Annotated in this window: 18 protein-coding genes; 10 read left to right on the top strand and 8 right to left on the bottom strand. The window is 62.9% G+C overall.

Annotation, left to right across the window (positions count from 1 at the left end):
* Window positions 1–4: 4 nt before the first annotated feature.
* From coaE to ENHY17A_RS01320, 4 genes are read right to left on the bottom strand one after another with little or no spacing between them, the layout of a single operon-like run.
* Complete coding sequence (gene coaE, locus ENHY17A_RS01335) at window positions 5–595, bottom strand: dephospho-CoA kinase (RefSeq protein WP_159709404.1); 591 nt, start codon at window positions 593–595, stop codon at window positions 5–7.
* The gene (locus tag ENHY17A_RS01330) at window positions 592–1,422 is read right to left on the bottom strand and encodes a shikimate dehydrogenase family protein (protein ID WP_159709403.1); all 831 of its coding nucleotides are present in this window, start codon (window positions 1,420–1,422) and stop codon (window positions 592–594) included. The genes coaE and ENHY17A_RS01330 overlap by 4 nt, the downstream gene beginning before the upstream one ends.
* Window positions 1,419–2,015, bottom strand: coding sequence for a Maf family protein (locus ENHY17A_RS01325; RefSeq protein ID WP_159709402.1), 597 nt, complete (start codon window positions 2,013–2,015; stop codon window positions 1,419–1,421). Before ENHY17A_RS01325 ends, ENHY17A_RS01330 begins: the two co-directional genes overlap by 4 nt.
* A complete protein-coding gene (locus tag ENHY17A_RS01320; RefSeq protein WP_159709401.1) occupies window positions 2,012–2,827 on the bottom strand; it encodes a pyruvate, water dikinase regulatory protein in 816 nt (271 codons plus the stop codon). Before ENHY17A_RS01320 ends, ENHY17A_RS01325 begins: the two co-directional genes overlap by 4 nt.
* Window positions 2,828–3,149: 322 nt before the next feature.
* Here ENHY17A_RS01320 and hemE point away from each other — a divergent pair, with 322 nt between their 5' ends.
* The 4 genes from hemE (at window position 3,150) to ENHY17A_RS01300 (ending at window position 6,983) form a co-directional block, all read left to right on the top strand.
* Window positions 3,150–4,205: a uroporphyrinogen decarboxylase gene (gene hemE, locus ENHY17A_RS01315; protein WP_159714004.1), complete on the top strand. Its 1,056-nt coding sequence runs from the start codon at window positions 3,150–3,152 to the stop codon at window positions 4,203–4,205.
* A gap of 4 nt (window positions 4,206–4,209) precedes the next feature.
* Window positions 4,210–4,665 (top strand): CopD family protein, encoded by a 456-nt coding sequence (locus ENHY17A_RS01310; RefSeq protein WP_159709400.1) that lies wholly within the window; start codon window positions 4,210–4,212, stop codon window positions 4,663–4,665.
* A 179-nt stretch (window positions 4,666–4,844) separates the two neighbouring features.
* A complete protein-coding gene (gene rho / locus ENHY17A_RS01305) occupies window positions 4,845–6,101 on the top strand; it encodes a transcription termination factor Rho (protein ID WP_159709399.1) in 1,257 nt (418 codons plus the stop codon).
* A gap of 189 nt (window positions 6,102–6,290) precedes the next feature.
* Entirely contained in the window at window positions 6,291–6,983 is a 693-nt protein-coding gene (locus tag ENHY17A_RS01300; RefSeq protein WP_159709398.1) for a TerC family protein, read from the top strand.
* A 58-nt stretch (window positions 6,984–7,041) separates the two neighbouring features.
* On the opposite strand, the gene ENHY17A_RS01295 is transcribed toward ENHY17A_RS01300, so the two are convergent.
* Entirely contained in the window at window positions 7,042–7,743 is a 702-nt protein-coding gene (locus ENHY17A_RS01295; protein ID WP_159709397.1) for a dienelactone hydrolase family protein, read from the bottom strand.
* A gap of 146 nt (window positions 7,744–7,889) precedes the next feature.
* Between ENHY17A_RS01295 and ENHY17A_RS01290 the strand changes: the two genes are divergently transcribed.
* The 6 genes from ENHY17A_RS01290 to ENHY17A_RS01265 are packed head-to-tail and all read left to right on the top strand — an operon-like array spanning window position 7,890 to window position 13,629.
* Entirely contained in the window at window positions 7,890–8,129 is a 240-nt protein-coding gene (locus tag ENHY17A_RS01290; protein ID WP_159709396.1) for a DUF6489 family protein, read from the top strand.
* A gap of 7 nt (window positions 8,130–8,136) precedes the next feature.
* The gene (mnmE, locus tag ENHY17A_RS01285; RefSeq protein WP_159709395.1) at window positions 8,137–9,429 is read left to right on the top strand and encodes a tRNA uridine-5-carboxymethylaminomethyl(34) synthesis GTPase MnmE; all 1,293 of its coding nucleotides are present in this window, start codon (window positions 8,137–8,139) and stop codon (window positions 9,427–9,429) included.
* Window positions 9,430–9,486: 57 nt separating this feature from the next.
* Complete coding sequence (gene mnmG / locus ENHY17A_RS01280) at window positions 9,487–11,325, top strand: tRNA uridine-5-carboxymethylaminomethyl(34) synthesis enzyme MnmG (protein ID WP_159709394.1); 1,839 nt, start codon at window positions 9,487–9,489, stop codon at window positions 11,323–11,325.
* A complete protein-coding gene (rsmG, locus tag ENHY17A_RS01275; protein ID WP_159709393.1) occupies window positions 11,322–11,939 on the top strand; it encodes a 16S rRNA (guanine(527)-N(7))-methyltransferase RsmG in 618 nt (205 codons plus the stop codon). The genes mnmG and rsmG overlap by 4 nt, the downstream gene beginning before the upstream one ends.
* Entirely contained in the window at window positions 11,936–12,715 is a 780-nt protein-coding gene (locus ENHY17A_RS01270) for a ParA family protein (RefSeq protein WP_159709392.1), read from the top strand. The genes rsmG and ENHY17A_RS01270 overlap by 4 nt, the downstream gene beginning before the upstream one ends.
* Window positions 12,712–13,629, top strand: coding sequence for a ParB/RepB/Spo0J family partition protein (locus ENHY17A_RS01265; protein ID WP_159709391.1), 918 nt, complete (start codon window positions 12,712–12,714; stop codon window positions 13,627–13,629). Before ENHY17A_RS01270 ends, ENHY17A_RS01265 begins: the two co-directional genes overlap by 4 nt.
* 163 nt (window positions 13,630–13,792) lie before the next feature.
* Here ENHY17A_RS01265 and holA read toward each other — a convergent pair whose 3' ends face one another.
* From holA to leuS, 3 genes are read right to left on the bottom strand one after another with little or no spacing between them, the layout of a single operon-like run.
* Window positions 13,793–14,806, bottom strand: coding sequence for a DNA polymerase III subunit delta (holA, locus tag ENHY17A_RS01260; RefSeq protein WP_159709390.1), 1,014 nt, complete (start codon window positions 14,804–14,806; stop codon window positions 13,793–13,795).
* The gene (gene lptE / locus ENHY17A_RS01255) at window positions 14,803–15,306 is read right to left on the bottom strand and encodes an LPS assembly lipoprotein LptE (RefSeq protein ID WP_159709389.1); all 504 of its coding nucleotides are present in this window, start codon (window positions 15,304–15,306) and stop codon (window positions 14,803–14,805) included. Before lptE ends, holA begins: the two co-directional genes overlap by 4 nt.
* Window positions 15,303–17,798 carry a leucine--tRNA ligase gene (gene leuS, locus ENHY17A_RS01250; RefSeq protein WP_159709388.1) on the bottom strand — a complete coding sequence of 832 codons (2,496 nt, stop codon included), beginning with the start codon at window positions 17,796–17,798 and terminating at the stop codon, window positions 15,303–15,305. The genes lptE and leuS overlap by 4 nt, the downstream gene beginning before the upstream one ends.
* Window positions 17,799–17,806 lie beyond the last annotated feature (8 nt).

Genomic DNA, 17,806 nt, shown 5'->3' with positions numbered 1-17,806 from the left:
ATTATCAACCTGCTTGCGGCAACAGGCAAGCGATCAGCGCGCGAACCTGATCGCGGGTTTCGGAAATCGGCGTGCCGGTATCGATCACATGATCGGCACGCGCGCGCTTTTCCGCATCGGGCGTCTGTTTTTCGAGGATCGTCAGAAACTTGGCCTCGGTCATACCCGAGCGCGCCAGCACCCGGTCGCGCTGGGTCTGCGCGTCGGCCGACACGACGACGATGCGATCGACATGCGCGGCACCGCCGGTTTCGAACAAGAGCGGGATGTCGAGCACCACCAACGGCGCGCTGCCATGCGAATCGATGAAGCGCCGGCGCTCCTCGCCGACCGCCGGGTGGACGATCGCCTCCAGCTTGCGCATCGCGGGCTCGTTGTCGAACACCTGCGCGCCCAGCGCCTGGCGATCGACACCTTGCGGCCCCGTCGTGCCAGGAAAATGCCGCTCGATTTCCGCCACCAGCCGCCCGCCTACTCCCTGCAATTCATGCACCGCGTCGTCTGCGTCGAACACAGGGATACCTTCGTCGCGAAACATCTGCGCGACGGTCGATTTACCCATGCCAATGGAGCCGGTCAGCCCGATGGTGATCATGACGTCAGTCTCCGCCGCAATTCGGTTTCGCTTGCATCGTCGCGCGGCGGAGCCTTGCCGAAGAACAGCTCGAACGCCGCCGCTGCCTGACCGATCAGCATCTCCAGCCCGTCGATGGTCGCGAGGTCGCGCGCTCGCGCCGCTGCGAGCAACGGCGTCTCCAGCGGACTATAGACAATATCGTAAATCACGGCGTCGTCCGGCAGCACCGACAGATCGGGCGACAATGCAGGCTGTCCGGTCATGCCAAGCGCGCTAGCGTTCACCAGCAACGCGACCGGGGGCAGCGGGGAATCGATCGACACCACATCACCCTTCAACCCGAAGGTCGCGAGCAGCCCCGCCGCCTTCAGCGGATTGCGCGCGAACATCGTCACCGGCCCGACGCGCATCTGTTTGAACGCGAACAGCACTGCGCGTGCTGCGCCACCGGTCCCGTAAAGCGCGACCGGCGCGCCTTCGAGGTCGAAATCGGCAAGCGGCGCGTAGAATCCGGCGGCGTCGGTGTTGGTGCCGATCAGCGACCCGTCGGGCTGGCGCAAAATCGTGTTCATCGCACCGATCGATCCGCGCACACCTCCTGGATCATCGACCAGATCCATCACCGCCAGCTTGTGCGGCATGGTGACGTTGCACCCACGCCAGTCGGCGTCGTCACGGCGGCGGGCGATATAGTCGGAAAGCCCCTCTGCGGTGACATGCGTCGCGCGATAGGCCGCCTCCAGTCCCAACCGCTCGATCCAGTATCCGTGAATCAGCGGCGACTTGGACTGAGCGATCGGATCGCCGATCACGTCTGCATAAGGGGGGGCATCGGGCTTCGTCATGACGCCAATATGCCCCGAACGCGCAGAAAATCGAGGACTGGAAGCAACGGCATCCCCAATATCGTGAAGTGGCTCCCCTCGGTCCGCGCGAACAATTGCACCCCCGGCCCCTCGATCCGAAAGCAACCGACGCACCCGGCAATCGCAGGCCATTCGGCATCGAGATAGGTCCGGATGAAATCGTCCGACAGCGCGCGAACCTGCAATTTGGCGATATCGACATGTCGCCATACCGGGCGTCCGGCCTCGGCGACGACCGCTGCCGAAATCAGCCGATGGGTCTTACCCGACATCGCGTTCAAATGCCGCTCGGCATCGTCGCGCGTCGCGGGCTTGTCGAGGATCGTGCCGTCGTCCAGCACCACGATCGAATCGCTGCCCAGCACCAGATCGGACGGATGCCGCATCGACACTTTAATCGCCTTCAACTCGGCCAGCGCATCGGCGGTGTCACGCGCAGACGTGCCGACTTCGGCCAAAGCCGCCTTTGCCGCATCCTCGTCCGCGCCGCTCGCCTCGGCCGCGAACGGTATGCCTGCATCCGTCAGCATCGCCTTTCGCGACGCGCTGTTCGACGCCAGGATCAGCCTCATGCCCCGACCGCCTTGCGCTCGCTGCACATGGTAATGATCGCCGCCGCAGTTTCCTCGATCGAGCGCCGCGTCACGTCGATCACAGGCCAGTCGTTATCGGCGAACATCCGCCGGGCATAGGCGACCTCCGCCTTCACCGCTTCCTGATCGACGTAGCTGGTCTCGGTTTCCTCGTTTAGTGACAGCAGCCGGTTGCGGCGCACCTGGATCAGCCGGTCGGCGCTGGTAGTCAGCCCGACGACCAGCGGCTTTTTGAGTTCGTACAATTTGGTCGGCGGCGGACTTTCGACGACGATCGGGATGTTCGCGGTCTTGAACCCCCTATTGGCGAGATAGATGGAAGTCGGCGTCTTCGACGTGCGCGATACGCCCGCCAGCACGATATCGGCTTCCTCCCAATTCTCCCAATTGACGCCGTCATCATGCGCGATGGTGAACTGGATCGCATCGACCCGCGCGAAATAGGCGGCGTCGAGGACATGCTGGCGCCCGGGCCGCGCCTTGGCTTCCTGACCCAACAACATCGACAGCGCGTTGGACACGCTGTCGAGCGGCGCAATCGCGGGAAGACCCATTGCGGCGCACCGGCCCTCCAGCATCTCGCGGATCTGGCTGTTGACCAGGGTAAACACTACCAGCCCCGGATTTTGGCCGATTTCCTGAAGGATACGCTCGAGATGCGTTTCCGAGCGTACCATCGGCCAAAAATGGCGGACCGTCTCGACATCGTCGAACTGGGCCAGCGCCGCCTTGGCGATGTTCTCCAGCGTCTCGCCGGTGGAGTCCGAAAGGAGGTGCAGGTGCAGCTTCAATCCATGCCCTTTTCGCCGCCAGGAACAGCTCTGTGGAAAACTCCGGGACAGCCGCTAGCGTAACCCCGGCCCCTCGCCAAGTCGGTCGACCCGCGTGGATAACCCCGAACCTCATCCACAGTCTCGCACACAGTACGCTGATTTATCCACAGGCTGTGAATAACGGGGAAGACGCCTTCGAATCGCAAGCACAATCGACGGCGCCGGCCGTCAAGCTGTTGGCTTTTGTGTGGGGGACGCATAAGCCCCGGGTTCCACGCGCCAACAACCACTACATCCTTCTTTTATAGATTCTTCTATTGAAGAAGGGGGAGCGAACACGCTGACCGATCCTTCCAAAACGCCTGTTTCCGCCAAGCCATTGCTCGCCACGCTGAAGGGTGAGCGGCAGGCGACGCCCCCCTTGTGGTTGATGCGCCAGGCCGGGCGCTACCTTCCCGAGTATCGCGCCCTGCGCGCTGAAAAGGGCGGGTTCCTGGCGCTGGTCGAGGATAGCGACGCGGCGGCCGAGGTAACAATCCAGCCGATCCGCCGCTTCGGCTTCGACGGATCGATCCTGTTTTCCGATATCCTGATGATCCCGCGCGCACTGGGCCAGGACCTTTGGTTCGAAACCGGCGAAGGGCCACGGCTGGCACCGCTGATGGACAATGAAGCGACCGTCGACACGCTGGCCTATCATCCGGAAGCGCTGGAGGCGGTCTATGGGACCGTTCGGCGTGTCGCGGCGATGCTCCCGCCTCAAGTGACCTTTCTGGGCTTTGCAGGCTCTCCCTGGACGGTGGCGACCTATATGATCGCCGGCCAAGGCAGCCGCGAACAGGCAGCGGCGCGGCGTCTCGCCTATGCCGACCCCGGTTTGATGCAGGTGCTGATCGACAAGATCATCGCCTCGACCGTCGATTATCTCGCAAAGCAGATCGAGGCAGGAGTCGAAGCCGTCCAATTGTTCGACAGCTGGGCAGGCAGCCTCTCGCCCGCACAGTTCGAACGCTGGGTAATCGCACCCAATGCCGCAATCGTGGAACAACTTCGGACGCGCTGTCCCAATACGCCGATTATCGGCTTTCCCAAGGGCGCGGGCGGAAAGCTGGCCGCTTATGCGCGCGAAACGGGCGTCGATGCCATCGCGCTCGACGAAAGCGTCGATCCGGTCTGGGCCGACGCCAATCTCCCCACCGATTTGCCGGTACAAGGCAATCTCGATCCGCTCGCGCTGATTGCGGGTGGCGCGACGCTGGACGCCGCGGTGGACCGCATCCTCGCTGCCTTCCCGACCCGCCCGCACGTGTTCAACCTGGGTCACGGCATTCAGCAGGACACGCCCATCGCCCATGTCGAAGCGTTGATTGCAAGGGTGCGCGGCGGTAGAGGCTGACGCCATGACCGGATTTCTGGGAAATGCCTATCTGTGGGTGAAGGCCGCCCATATCATCTTCGTCATCTTCTGGATGGCGGGGTTGTTCCTGTTTCCACGCTATCTGGTCCATCATCAGGAAGGGCTGACTGACCCTGCCGAGCCGCCACGCTGGCTGGCGCGCGAGAAGAAGATGCGCAGCGTGATCCTGACCCCGTCGCTCGTCATGGTCTGGGTGCTGGGTCTCGCGCTGTCCGCCAATCTCGGCCTGTTCGACGGGCAAGCGGGGCTGGGCTGGCTGCACACCAAGCTGTTCCTCGTCATTCTGTTGTCGGGCTATCACGGCTGGATGGTCGGCTATGCGCGCAAGCTCGAGGCTGGAAAACCCACACTTCAGCCACGCCAGCTCCGGATGCTGAACGAAATTCCTGCGATCGGCGTGTCGCTGATCGTCATCCTCGCGGTGGTTCGCCCTTTCTAAGCGTTGCTCCCGGCTTGACTTGAGCCCTCGCGAATCCTAATTCGCCAACCAACGCCGTGCGGATCCGCATCCGGGCGGTTCCCTCCTCTCAGCTTCGTTCGCGCGTTCGTCCCGACACCCGCAAACCGACGCCACTCTCCCCATAGCGCCTTTCGCGCGCACCAATCGGACCGACCGATATGCATCTCAAAGACCTCAAGAAAAAAGCGCCCGCCGAACTCGTCGAAATGGCCGAAGGGCTGGGCGTCGAAGGCGCGTCGACGATGCGCAAGCAGGACATCCTGTTCGCGATCCTCAAGGCGCAGGCCGAACAGGGCGACCAGATCACCGGCGAAGGCACGATCGAAGTGCTGTCGGACGGGTTTGGCTTTCTCCGCTCGCCCGAAGCCAATTACCTCGCCGGTCCCGACGACATCTATGTCTCGCCCAATCAGGTCCGCAAATTCGGTCTTCGCACCGGCGACACGGTCGAAGGTGAAATCCGCGCGCCCAAGGATGGCGAGCGTTATTTTGCGCTGGTGAAGCTGGTAAAGGTCAATTTCGACGATCCCGACGCTGTCCGTCATCGCGTCAATTTCGACAATCTGACCCCACTTTATCCCGAATCCAAGCTCAGCCTTGATTCGCTCGATCCGACGCAGAAGGACAAATCGGCGCGCGTTATCGATATTGTCTCACCCCAGGGCAAGGGCCAGCGTACGCTGATCGTAGCACCACCGCGCGTCGGCAAGACGGTGATGCTCCAGAACATCGCGCGCGCCATTTCGGAAAATCATCCGGAAGTGTTCCTGCTCGTTCTGCTGATCGACGAACGGCCGGAAGAAGTCACCGACATGCAGCGTTCGGTGAAGGGTGAAGTCGTTTCTTCGACCTTCGACGAACCCGCGACGCGGCACGTGCAAGTCGCTGAAATGGTGATCGAAAAGGCCAAGCGCCTGGTCGAGCACAAGAAAGACGTGGTCATCCTGCTCGATTCGATCACGCGTCTCGGCCGTGCCTACAACACCGTCGTGCCCAGTTCGGGCAAGGTGCTGACTGGCGGCGTCGATGCCAATGCGCTCCAGCGTCCCAAGCGCTTCTTCGGCGCGGCGCGTAACATCGAGGAAGGCGGCTCGCTGTCGATCATCGCCACCGCGCTGATCGATACTGGCAGCCGGATGGACGAGGTTATCTTCGAGGAATTTAAGGGTACGGGTAACTCCGAAATCGTCCTTGATCGCAAGGTCGCAGACAAGCGCATCTTCCCGGCGCTCGACGTCGGCAAGTCCGGCACGCGCAAGGAAGAGCTCCTGGTCGACAAGGACAAGCTCAGCAAACAGTGGGTACTCCGCCGCATCCTGATGCAGATGGGCACTGTCGATGCGATGGAATTCCTGCTCGACAAGATGAAGAACTCCAAGACCAACGAGGATTTCTTCGATTCAATGAATCAGTAACCGGTTTCAGCGCGGCGACGCCCGCGCGTCCGAAACCGGTTCGGCCGGCGGGGTGGGCAAGGCCCTACCCCGACCGACGGCGCAGGCAAACGCCTGTGTCGCTTTGCGTTGCTATAACTAACCTCTGACTTGACCCGACGCGCCCGAACGGCTTTGTCGGCGTCAAGAACACTGCAACAGGGAAACACGATGCAGGAAATCTGGAATCACATCGTCAGCGATATGGCGACGCTATTCGGGGCTGGCGGCGGCGACATCGGTGCCGCCTGGTTCGCCTTCGGTCAGGTGTTGCTGATCGACATCGTGCTGGCGGGCGACAACGCCATTGTTATCGGCGCGCTGGCTGCCGGCTTGCCAGCCGATCAGCGCAAGAAAGTCATCCTGATCGGCATCATCGCCGCCTTGGTGCTGCGCATCGGGTTCGCGCTGGTAGTCACGCAGTTGATGCAGATCGTCGGTCTGATCTTTGCCGGTGGCGTGTTGTTGGTCTGGGTCGCGTGGAAAATGTACCGCGAATTGCGCCCGGCAGGCGGGTTGAGCCATGGTTCGCCTGAAATCACAGGCGACGAACATGCGGGTGTGAAGCCTGCCAAGAGCTTTGCCGCTGCCGCCTGGGCGGTCGCGGTCGCCGACGTGTCGATGAGCCTGGACAATGTGCTTGCAGTCGCGGGTGCCGCGCGCGAGCATCCAGGCATTCTGATCGTCGGTCTGGTCATTGCGGTCGGTCTGATGGGCGTGGCGGCGAACCTCATCGCCAAATATATCGAACGCTATCGCTGGATCGCGTGGATCGGTCTGATCGTGATCGTCTATGTCGCTGGATCAATGATCTATACCGGCATCACCGATCAGGAAGTTGGGCTGATGACCCTCATCCCCTGAACGAGACCAGGGTAAAAAATGCGGCGGTTCCCACGTGGGAGCCGCCCCTTTTCATTAACTAGCCAAGATGTTCGGCGAAGAATGCTATTGTCCGCTCGTCTGCCAGTTTTGCCGCGGTGTCTGATCGACGCGCACCGATTTCGGTGGCGAAGCCGTGATCTTCACCCGGATAGTCGTGCAGCGTGACCTTGAGATGATCGTCCAGCCCATCGTGCATTTTGGCTTGGGTCGCATTATCGACGAATCCGTCTTTGCCTGCGATATGCAGCATCAGCGGATGGGCGATACCGTGCTTCTCACCCAATAGGCCGTCGATTCCGACAGCATAATAGCCAACGGTCGCGTCCACATCGGTTCGCGCCGCGGTCATATAGGCCAGCCGTCCGCCCAGGCAGTAGCCAACCGCGCCGACCTTTCCGTCATCGCCCAATTGGGCACGCGCCCCGCGGATCGTCGCTTCGATATCAGCGATGCCCTTGTCCTGATCGAACTTGCCCATCCAATCGAGTCCGGCCTGCATTTCGCTGGGCACGTCGGGATCGAGTTCGATGCCCGGTTCTAGCCGCCAGAACAGGTCGGGCGCGATTGCAAGATATCCGTTGGCCGCCAGCGTGTCGCATTTCCGCCGGATGCCGCGATTAACCCCGAAAATCTCCTGGATCACGATGATCGCTGCGCGGGGACGTTCATCAGGGCGGGCGACATAGACGTTAAAGCTACCGCTGCCGTCCAGCGCGTCGAGGGTGAGGGTGTCGGTCATGCATTCTCCTGTCGGTTGCAAGGATCGAACGCCAACGCGCAGGTTCTGGTTTCGCAACCATCGTCGTTGCGATTGTCGGGCGGTCCTGTGCATAGACATTGCAGGGCGATGGACGAGCGGACATCGCTCAATCGAAGGGACGGGCCATGAAGATCAATGTCGAAGTCGAATGCACCCCCGAAGAGGCGCGCCGCGCGATGGGGTTGCCCGATTTCACCCCCGTCCATGATCATTATATCGGTATGTTATTGGAATCCCTGGAAAAGGGTGCCAGCCCCGAAATGCTCGACCAGATGATGAGGAGCTGGGCACCGATGGGCGAAGCGGGGCTGGGCATGTGGCGCCAGTTGTTCGATCTCGCAGGAACGACGTCGAAAAAGGGTTGATACCGCAGTGACCGACACGATCTTCGCGGTGTCGAGCGGATCGCCGCCTGCGGCAATCGCGGTGGTCCGAATTAGTGGTCCGCGCGCGAACAATGCCGTGGCTCGTCTGATGAAGCGCGTGCCCGGCCCGCGGGTGCCGGTGCTTCGCAGCCTCCGCGACCCGACGACCGGAGAGTTGCTCGACCAGGCATTGGTGTTGCGCTTCGACGCACCCGCAACCGCGACCGGAGAGGATCTGGTTGAACTTCATCTTCATGGCGGCAGGGCAGTCGTGGCCGCGGTGCTCGGCGCGCTCGCTGGGATTGATGGCTTGCGCGAAGCCCAGGCTGGGGAATTCACACGCCAAGCGCTGACCAACGGCCGGATCGACCTGACTGAGGCTGAAGGGTTGGGCGATTTGCTTGCCGCTGAAACCGAAAGCCAACGCCGCGCGGCAATCACTGCGGTCGAAGGTGCGATCGGGCGGATGGTCGATGGCTGGTCTACGCGCACCGTCGCACTGTCGGCACGCGTCGAGGCGCAGATCGATCATAGCGACGAAGACGATGTCGGCGACGAGGGCGACTTGCCGGAGATCCGACGCGAGATGGCAGCGCTGGCAAGCGATATTGGCAAGGTGCTCGCCGAACCCCCGGTCGAACGATTGCGTGATGGCATCCGTGTGGTGTTGGCGGGTCCGCCCAATAGCGGGAAATCGACATTGCTCAATCGCTTGGTCGGACGCGATGCGGCGATCGTTTCGCCGATCGCGGGGACCACCCGCGACCGGATCGAGGTGCCGGTATCGCGTAGCGGCATCGCGTATCTGTTTACCGACACTGCCGGTTTACGAGCGCCCGGCGACGATGCGATCGAGGAAATTGGCATGGCGCGCGCGCGCGAAGCGGTCGATGGCGCGGATATTCTACTTTGGCTGGGGGATGATCCGCCACCCGCGCTCGACGGGCCGGTTAAGCTGGCGCTGTATCCGCGTAGCGACCAGCCGGGCCGCGGCGACGCGAGAGACCGGTTGGCGCTTTCGGCGGAGACGGGGCAGGGGATCGAAGATTTGTGGAATGCGATCGCCGATGTTGCAAAATCGCGGCTGCCAACGCTCGATCGCCCTGCACTGAACGCGCGTCAACGTATGCTCGCCGCCGAAGCGCATCATTGGCTGGAGACGGGGCTGGGTGAGCACGACCTGATACTCTTAGCCGAGTCATTGCGGGCTGCACGCGGCGCGTTCGACCGTATCACGGGCCGCGGAGATGTTGAGGCGATGCTCGATTCCCTCTTTTCACGCTTCTGCATCGGAAAATGAGAGTGTTCCACGTGGAACGGTTTTGACCACCGAGCGGCTTTGAAGTAGCGCGATTGTATGACCCAGTTCGATGTGATCGTAATCGGTGCCGGCCATGCCGGAACCGAGGCAGCGGCGGCCGCAGCCCGCTGTGGCGCGCGGACCGCGTTGGTCACCTTCGAGGCGTCAAAGATTGGCGCAATGTCGTGCAATCCCGCAATCGGCGGGTTAGGCAAGGGGCATCTGGTTCGCGAAGTCGATGCGTTTGACGGGTTGATCGCACGCGCGACCGATGCGGCGGGCATCCACTACCGGATGCTCAACAGGTCGAAAGGGAGTGCGGTTCAGGGACCGCGGGTTCAGGCCGACCGCACGCTGTACGCGGCTGCGATTCAAGCGATGGTCGCCGCCCAGCCGGGACTGCAAGTCGTCGAGGCCGAGGCTGCCGCGCTAATTCTGTCCGGAGATCGCGTTGCGGGGATCGAACTCGCAGACGGATCGACCCTTGACGCTCCATCGGTCGTTCTGGCGACGGGCACATTCTTGTCAGGCCGTATCTTTCGGGGAGATATCCGTGCGGAGGGCGGTCGCGTGGGCGAGCGAGCGGCGACCCGATTGGGCGTCCAGCTTCGCGATTTGGCATTGCCGCTCGCACGATTGAAAACCGGAACGCCGCCAAGAATTGACGGACGCACGATCGACTGGGGTGCGCTCGACGAACAGCCGTCGGACATCGACCAATGGACGATGTCGGCAATGACATCGCGTCGAATGTTGCCACAACTCCGCTGCGCGATTACCCGCACCAATAGCGTGACGCACGATATCATCCGCGCATCGCTCGATCGCTCGCCCTTGTTTTCCGGCGCGATCGGGGGACAGGGGCCGCGCTACTGTCCGTCGATCGAGGATAAGATCCATCGCTTCGCGGACCGCGATGGCCACCAGATCTTTCTCGAGCCTGAAGGGCTGAATACTCATCTCGTCTATCCCAACGGAATTTCAACCTCGCTCCCCGACGATGTGCAAGACGCGATGATCCGCAGCGTCGTGGGCTTGGAACGTGCCGTTATCGAAACGCATGGCTATGCCGTGGAGTATGATCATGTCGATCCGCGTGCCTTGTCGTCGACGCTCGAATATCGCGCGACACCGGGGCTGTTTTGCGCGGGTCAGATTAATGGGACGACCGGATATGAGGAAGCGGCAGGGCAGGGGCTCGTCGCCGGGATCAATGCTTCGGCCCATGCATTGGGTCGCGCGCCGACGATTCTCGATCGCGCAACCAGCTATCTCGGGGTCATGATCGACGATTTGATCCTCCAGGGCGTGACCGAGCCTTACCGCATGTTGACCGCGCGCGCCGAGTTCAGGCTGCGGTTGCGCGCCAACAATGCCGAGACCCGGCTTGGCGCCATTGCCAAGGCGGCGGGCGTGCTGGGCGAGGCGCGTCGGGCGCACCAGGCGAAGCACTCTGAGGCCCTTGCGGAGGTCGCGACGGCGCTCGAAACGCGACACAGCGCACGCCAATTGATCGAACGCGGTGCGACGCTGAGCAGCGATGGTACGGTGCGTCCGGGAAGCGAGTGGCTCCGTTTCCCCGGTGTTGACCCAGCCCACGTACTCGACTCTGCTGTGTTCGATTCGGCAGCGCTCGATGAGGCACTCGAGGATGCGCGCTACGCGCCCTATCTCGAGCGCCAGGCGGCGGAGGTCGACGCACTACATCTCAGCGATGCAACGACGCTTACCGCCATCGACGATTGGTCGGGCATCCCGGGTCTGTCGCGGGAGATGATCGAGCGGCTGTCGAAAGCACAGCCGGAGACGTTGGGAGCCGCATCGCGCGTTCGCGGCGTCACCCCGGCGGCGCTGTCGGCGATTCTGCTGCACAGCAAAAAGCGAAAAGCAGCGTGACCGAACGCGAAGCCCGCGACTGGCTCCTCGGCCGTTTCGGCGCGCCATGCGAAGCCCGGCTGGCGATATTCGTTGACTTGTTGATAGCCGAGTCCAACCAACAGAATCTGATATCGAAAGCCAGCATTGCCGAGATTTGGACACGCCATATCGTCGATTCGGCGCAGTTGTTGGCGGTTGTCGATACGCCTGCGGACGGGTTATGGGTCGATATTGGCACCGGTGCCGGTTTGCCGGGGATCGTGATCGCGATTCTCCGGGACGGACCTATCCAGATGGTCGAACCCCGCCGAAAACGGGTCGAATTTCTCGACCACTGCATCGATGTACTGGGCCTTGGCTGTGCAAATGTTTCCCTGTCGAAAGCGGAGGCGATCGATCCACGCCGTGCGGCGGTCATAAGCGCGCGTGCAGTCGCCGCGCTCCCTGCTCTGTTCGTCAGCGCGCACCACCTGGCGGGTAAAGACACCATCTGGTTGCTTCCCAAGGGGCAATCGGCACAATCGGAGGTGGATGCAGCGCGCAAGTCGTGGCAAGGTTCGTTTCACGTGGAACAAAGCATCACCCATCCTGATTCAAAGATCGTCGTCGCGCGCGGAGTTCGGCCAAGATGATCGTGGTCACGATCGCCAATCAAAAGGGAGGCGTGGGAAAGACCACCACCGCGATCAATGTCGCCACGGCGTTGGCTGCCACCGGATCGCGCGTCTTGCTGATCGATCTCGACCCGCAGGGAAATGCATCAACCGGGTTGGGCGTGACGCGCGGCGAGCGGGACAAGTCTTCGTACGAATTGTTGATCAGCGACATGACCGCGGATGAAGCGGCGATCCCCACAAAGGTGCCGCGGCTCGACATCGTGCCTGCCACCGTCGATTTGTCGGGGGCGGAGATCGAACTGATCGATTTCGATGCGCGCACCCATCGCCTTGATCGTGCCCTGTCGCGCGGTGCGGATCGCTGGGACGTCGTGCTGATCGACTGCCCACCTTCGCTCGGTTTGCTCACCGTCAATGCGATGGTCGCATCGCACTCGCTGCTCGTGCCGTTGCAATGCGAATTCTTTGCGCTCGAAGGGCTCAGCCAGCTGCTCGGAACCGTCGAGCGAATTCGTACCCGCTTCAACCCCGGCCTCTCGATCCTGGGCGTGGTGCTGACCATGTACGATCGCCGCAACCGGTTGACCGACCAAGTGTCGGACGACGTCCGCGCAGTGCTTGGCAAGGTTGTTTTCGACACCGTGATCCCGCGCAATGTGCGCTTGTCCGAAGCGCCCAGTCACGGGATGCCTGCGCTGATCTACGACCATCGCTGCGCGGGTTCGGAAGCCTATATCGCGCTGGCGCGAGAACTGATCCATCGACTCCCCAAATCGGCGAAGGCGGCATGAACGAAACCGACAAGTCCCGCACCAAAGCGCGCCCCGGCCTAGGTCGCGGTCTGAGCGCACTGCTCGGCGATGGCGCGCAGCCCGAAGAGAATGAGCGCGGGCACGAAGCGCCGCAAAATGTGCGGACCATGCCGGTCAGTGCGCTGTCTCCGCACCCCGGACAGCCGCGCCGCCACTTCGATGAAACCGCGCTGAACGAACTTGCGGAGTCGATCGCAGCCCATGGCATCATCCAGCCGATCGTCGTGCGCCCGCGTGGCAAGGGGTATCAGATCATCGCCGGCGAACGGCGCTGGCGTGCCGCCCAGCGCGCGCGGCTGCACGAAGTCCCGGTCGTCGTGCGTGAACTCGCCGACTCGGAGACGCTTGAGATCGCGTTGGTCGAGAATATTCAGCGTCAGGATCTCAATGCGATCGAAGAAGCAACGGCCTATAAAAAGCTCATCGTCGAATTCGACCACAGCCAGGAAGCGCTGGGCAAGATCGTCAACAAATCACGCAGCCACGTCGCCAACCTGTTGAGATTGCTCGACCTTCCTGATCTCGTTCAGACGATGGTGATCGAAGGCGATCTGTCGATGGGTCATGCCCGTGCGCTGATCGGCGCGCCCGATGCCGAGCGATTGGCGATGCGGGTGCGCGATGACGGTCTGTCGGTGCGCGATACCGAAAAACTCGCGCGCAACGCCAAACCCGAATCGAACCGCCGTGAACGCCAGCCAAGTTTCGACCATGGGCGCGCCGATTTCTCGCGCGACGCGGACATCGCCGCGCTGGAGCAGCAACTGGGCGATGTGTTGGGGTTAAAAGTGCGGATCGCGCATGGCGACAAGGGCGGCACGCTGACCCTGAACTACGCCACCCTCGACCAACTCGACATGGTGTGCCAGCGGCTGAGCGGCGAGATTATCTGACCGCCCGCGTTTGAGCGGACAGGCTAGCCCCAAAAAAACCCGTTTGTTTAGAGCGAAGTCGAGAAATGTGAACTTGGCGTTCGCGAGCGTTTCTCGACTTCGCTCTAAACAAACGGGGAAGGGGCGTTCAGGTGGATATCGAACGGCCGCAGCCTGCAACAGCCTAGCGTAGCCGAGCAACTGCTCGCGCCAGCACCACGACTGCCTGCTCCGCCACCACCGGCCCCGCATTCCCGCTCGCCATCACTGCGCGCTCGGCCTCGCGCACGCGTTCCAGTCCGCGCACCAGATGCGCCGAATCCCAGCGGCGCAATGCCCGCGCGGTCGATTCCTTTTCCTTCCAGAACACGCGCGCCAGCACCTGGTCCGCCGACGCGCCGCCTTCGATCTGCACGCGCATATCGGCCAGCGCGATCAGGCGCTTGCCCATCTGGCGCAGCAGCGGAACCGGCGACGTGCCTGCACCGATCAGCGTCCGCATCTCTTCGCCCAGCTTCGCGGCATCGCCCGCAACCAGCGCGTCGATGGCGCCGCCGAATTCGCCTTCGTCGATCACCGCGCTGATTTCGGCCAGCATCGCGGCATCGGCTTCCTTGGGGCGGTCCGGAGCGGCGTCGAGGTACAGCGCCAGCTTCTCGATCTCCCGGGTGATGATCGCGCGGTCCGATCCACACCCGCGCGCCAGCGTGTCCGCGGCATCGGGGGCCAGTCGTATGCCGTGGTCGCGCGCGATGCCTGCCGCGAGCTTCGCCGCATCCGCGCCTTCGGGCAAATAAAGCGGTGCCGCCATCGCGTTCGGCGCACCTTGGGCAAGTTTGACGATCTTGGCCGTGTTGCGAGCCGTTGGCGCGATCGCGACCACCGGATTGCCCGCGCGATCGGCGTTGAGCAGCAGGGTGAATGCCTCAAGCGATTCCTCACCCACCGCGGTCACGCGGATGTAACGACGCTCGCCGAACAGCGACATCGACGCGGCCTCGTCCGCCAGCACGCCGGGGCGGGTCTTGAGCGTCGCGCCGTCGAATTCAACGCGCTCCGTCTCCGGTCCCAATGCGCGGCCGAGCAGGTCGGCGAGTTCGTTCGCTGCGGCCTCGTCCGGCCCGTGGAGAAGATAAAGCCGGATATCTTCGGGCGGCTTCTGCAGCCGCGCGCGGACTTCGTGGGCTTTGGCTTTCACGGGGTCTCGGCGCGGCGCGCATAGAGCGCGAGGCGGGCGACGATCTGGTCGGCGACGATCCCCGACAGCCGCTCCAGCGCGGTGCGTTCGGCAGCGATCGTCGCATATTCGCTATCGACCACGTCGATCCCGGCGTCGGACCCTGCGGTGTCGTCCACCAGCACCACGCCGCTGGTCGCGTCCACGAGCTGATAGCGCGCACGCAGCGTCCGCCGCTCGCGCGAAATGCTGTCGTCGCGCCGCGTGCCCAACCCGATGATCTGGTCGTCGAGAACGATGTCCAGCCGGTATTGCGGCCCTGCACCTTGCGGCACCGCGTTCAGCCGATCGCGCAGCGCCTGGGTTACCAGCCAGCCGGACTGGCCCTGGATCGGCGCGACATCGACATTGCCCAGCACCGCGCGGGCGCTCGCGCCCTGCGGCCCGCCATAAAGCGGCTGAAGCCCGCAGGCGGTCAGGGCAGGGGCGGCAAGCGCGATCAGGATCAGGGCGCGCTTCATGCGACGATATTCACCAGACGGTCGGGCACGACGATCACCTTTCGCGGGGCTTTGCCGTCCAACGCACGGACGATCTTTTCGGATGCCAGTGCTGCCGCTTCTGCCGCGTCCTTGTCCAGCCCCTTGGGAAACGTCAGCGTATCGTGGAGCTTGCCGTTGACCTGCACCGCGACGGTGACTTCGTCGTCTACCAGCAATGCGGGGTCCACCGCAGGCCAATCGGCATCGGCGATCAGGCCGTAACCGTCGCTCGCTGCCCAGGCTTCCTCGGCAATATGTGGCGCCATGGGCGAAACGAGTTTCAGCATCGTGCGGATCGCGTCGCTGCGGTCGGCGGATGGCGTTGCCTTTTCCACCGCATTGGCGAGCGTATAGAGCAGGGCCACGGCCTTGTTGAACTGCAATGCCTCGATCGCATCGGCGACGCCGTTTGCGGTTCGGTGGGCGAGCTTGCGGAGTGCGATGTCCTCACCGGTCGCTTCGGTCGAGAGGCCATCGAACAGCCGCCATAAACGCTGCACGAACCGCCACGCCCCCTCGATCCCCGCCTCGCTCCAAGGCAGGTCGCGCTCGGGCGGGCTGTCGGACAGCATGAACCACCGCACCGCGTCCGCGCCATATTGATCGACGATCGGGCCGGGATCGACGGTATTCTTCTTCGACTTCGACATCTTCTCGACGCGGCCGAGCGTGATCGGATGGCCGGTTGCGATTTCGATGCCGTCGCGCACTTCGTCGGGGGCAAGCCATTTGCCCTCAGCCGATTTGTAAGTCTCGTGCGTCACCATGCCCTGCGTGAACAGCCCGGCAAACGGTTCCGCGACGTCAAGCCGCCCGATATGCTTCAACGCCCGCGTCCAGAAGCGCGCATAGAGCAAGTGGAGGATCGCATGTTCGACCCCGCCGATATATTGCCCGACCGGCAGCCATTGCTCGGCCACCGCCTTGTCGAACGGCTGGTCGTCGGGCTGGCTGGCGAAGCGGATGAAATACCAGCTTGAATCCACGAACGTATCGAGCGTGTCGGTTTCGCGCCGCGCTGGAGCACCGCATGTCGGACAATCCACCTTTCCCCAGGTCGGATGGCGGTCGAGCGGGTTGCCGGGAATGTCGAACGAAACATCCTCTGGCAGCACCACCGGCAACTGGTCCTTCGGAACCGGCACAACGCCGCACGCGTCGCAGTGGATGATCGGGATCGGCGTGCCCCAGTAACGCTGGCGAGACACGCCCCAGTCGCGCAAGCGCCAGACGGTGGTGCCCTTGCCCCAGCCTTCGGTTTCGGCGCGCTCGATCACGACCCGCTTGGCGTCGGCGACGTCCATACCGTCAAGGAAATGCGAATTGCACAGCGTGCCGGGACCGGTCCACGCCTCGTTGCCTTCGAACTCCGCGTCGTCGTAGCTGCCTTCGGACACCACTCGGCGCACCGGCAGCGCATACTTGCGCGCGAAGTCGAGGTCGCGCTGGTCGTGCGCGGGCACGCCGAACACCGCGCCGGTACCATACTCCATCAGCACGAAATTGGCGATGTAAACCGGCAGTTTTGTATTGATATCAAAAGGATGTGTTGCGGTGACGCCAGTGTCGAAGCCCAGCTTCTCTTGGGTTTCGATTTCCGCGGCGCTCGTCCCGCCCGCCTTGCACTTGGCGATGAAATCGGCGACTTCCGGTTGATCGGCAGCAAGGGCCTGCGCGATCGGATGGTCCGCCGCAACCGCCACGAAACTCGCGCCGAAAATCGTGTCGGGGCGGGTGGTGAACACCTCGACCGATCCGCCGTCCGACAGCGCGAAGCGGAACTGCAAGCCCACCGACTTGCCAATCCAGTTTTCCTGCATCAGCTTCACCTTGTCGGGCCACTGGTCGAGCGTCGTCAGCCCGTCCAGCAACTCATCGGCGAAGTCGGTAATCTTCAAAAACCACTGGTTCAGCTTGCGCCGCTCGACCAGGGCGCCCGAGCGCCAGCCGCGCCCGTCGATGACCTGTTCGTTGGCCAGCACGGTCATGTCGACCGGGTCCCAATTGATCGCGCTTTCCTTGCGATAGACCAGACCCGCTTCGATCAGGTCGAGGAACAGCGCCTGTTCCTGGCCGTAATATGCAGGATCGCAGGTCGCGAATTCGCGTGTCCAGTCGAGCGCAAAGCCCAGCCGTTTGAGCTGCGCGCGCATCGACGCGATATTCTCGTACGTCCACGCGCCAGGATGAACCTTCTTTTCCATCGCCGCATTCTCGGCGGGCATCCCGAACGCGTCCCAGCCCATCGGATGGAGCACCTCGTATCCACGCATCCGCCGGAACCGCGCGAGCACATCGCCCATCGTGTAATTGCGGACATGGCCCATATGGATGCGCCCCGATGGATAGGGAAACATCTCGAGCACATAGGATTTGGGCTTGGGGCTGTCGTCCCGCGCGGCAAAGGTGCGGCGTTCTTCCCAGACCGCCTGCCATGCCGCATCGGCCTTCAGCGCGTTGAAGCGCGACATGTTTGACC

Source organism: Sphingomonas sp. AX6 (assembly GCF_902506605.1).
In the GTDB taxonomy this organism is placed as follows: domain Bacteria; phylum Pseudomonadota; class Alphaproteobacteria; order Sphingomonadales; family Sphingomonadaceae; genus Sphingomonas.
This window is presented reverse-complemented; position numbering and strand designations above follow the sequence as displayed.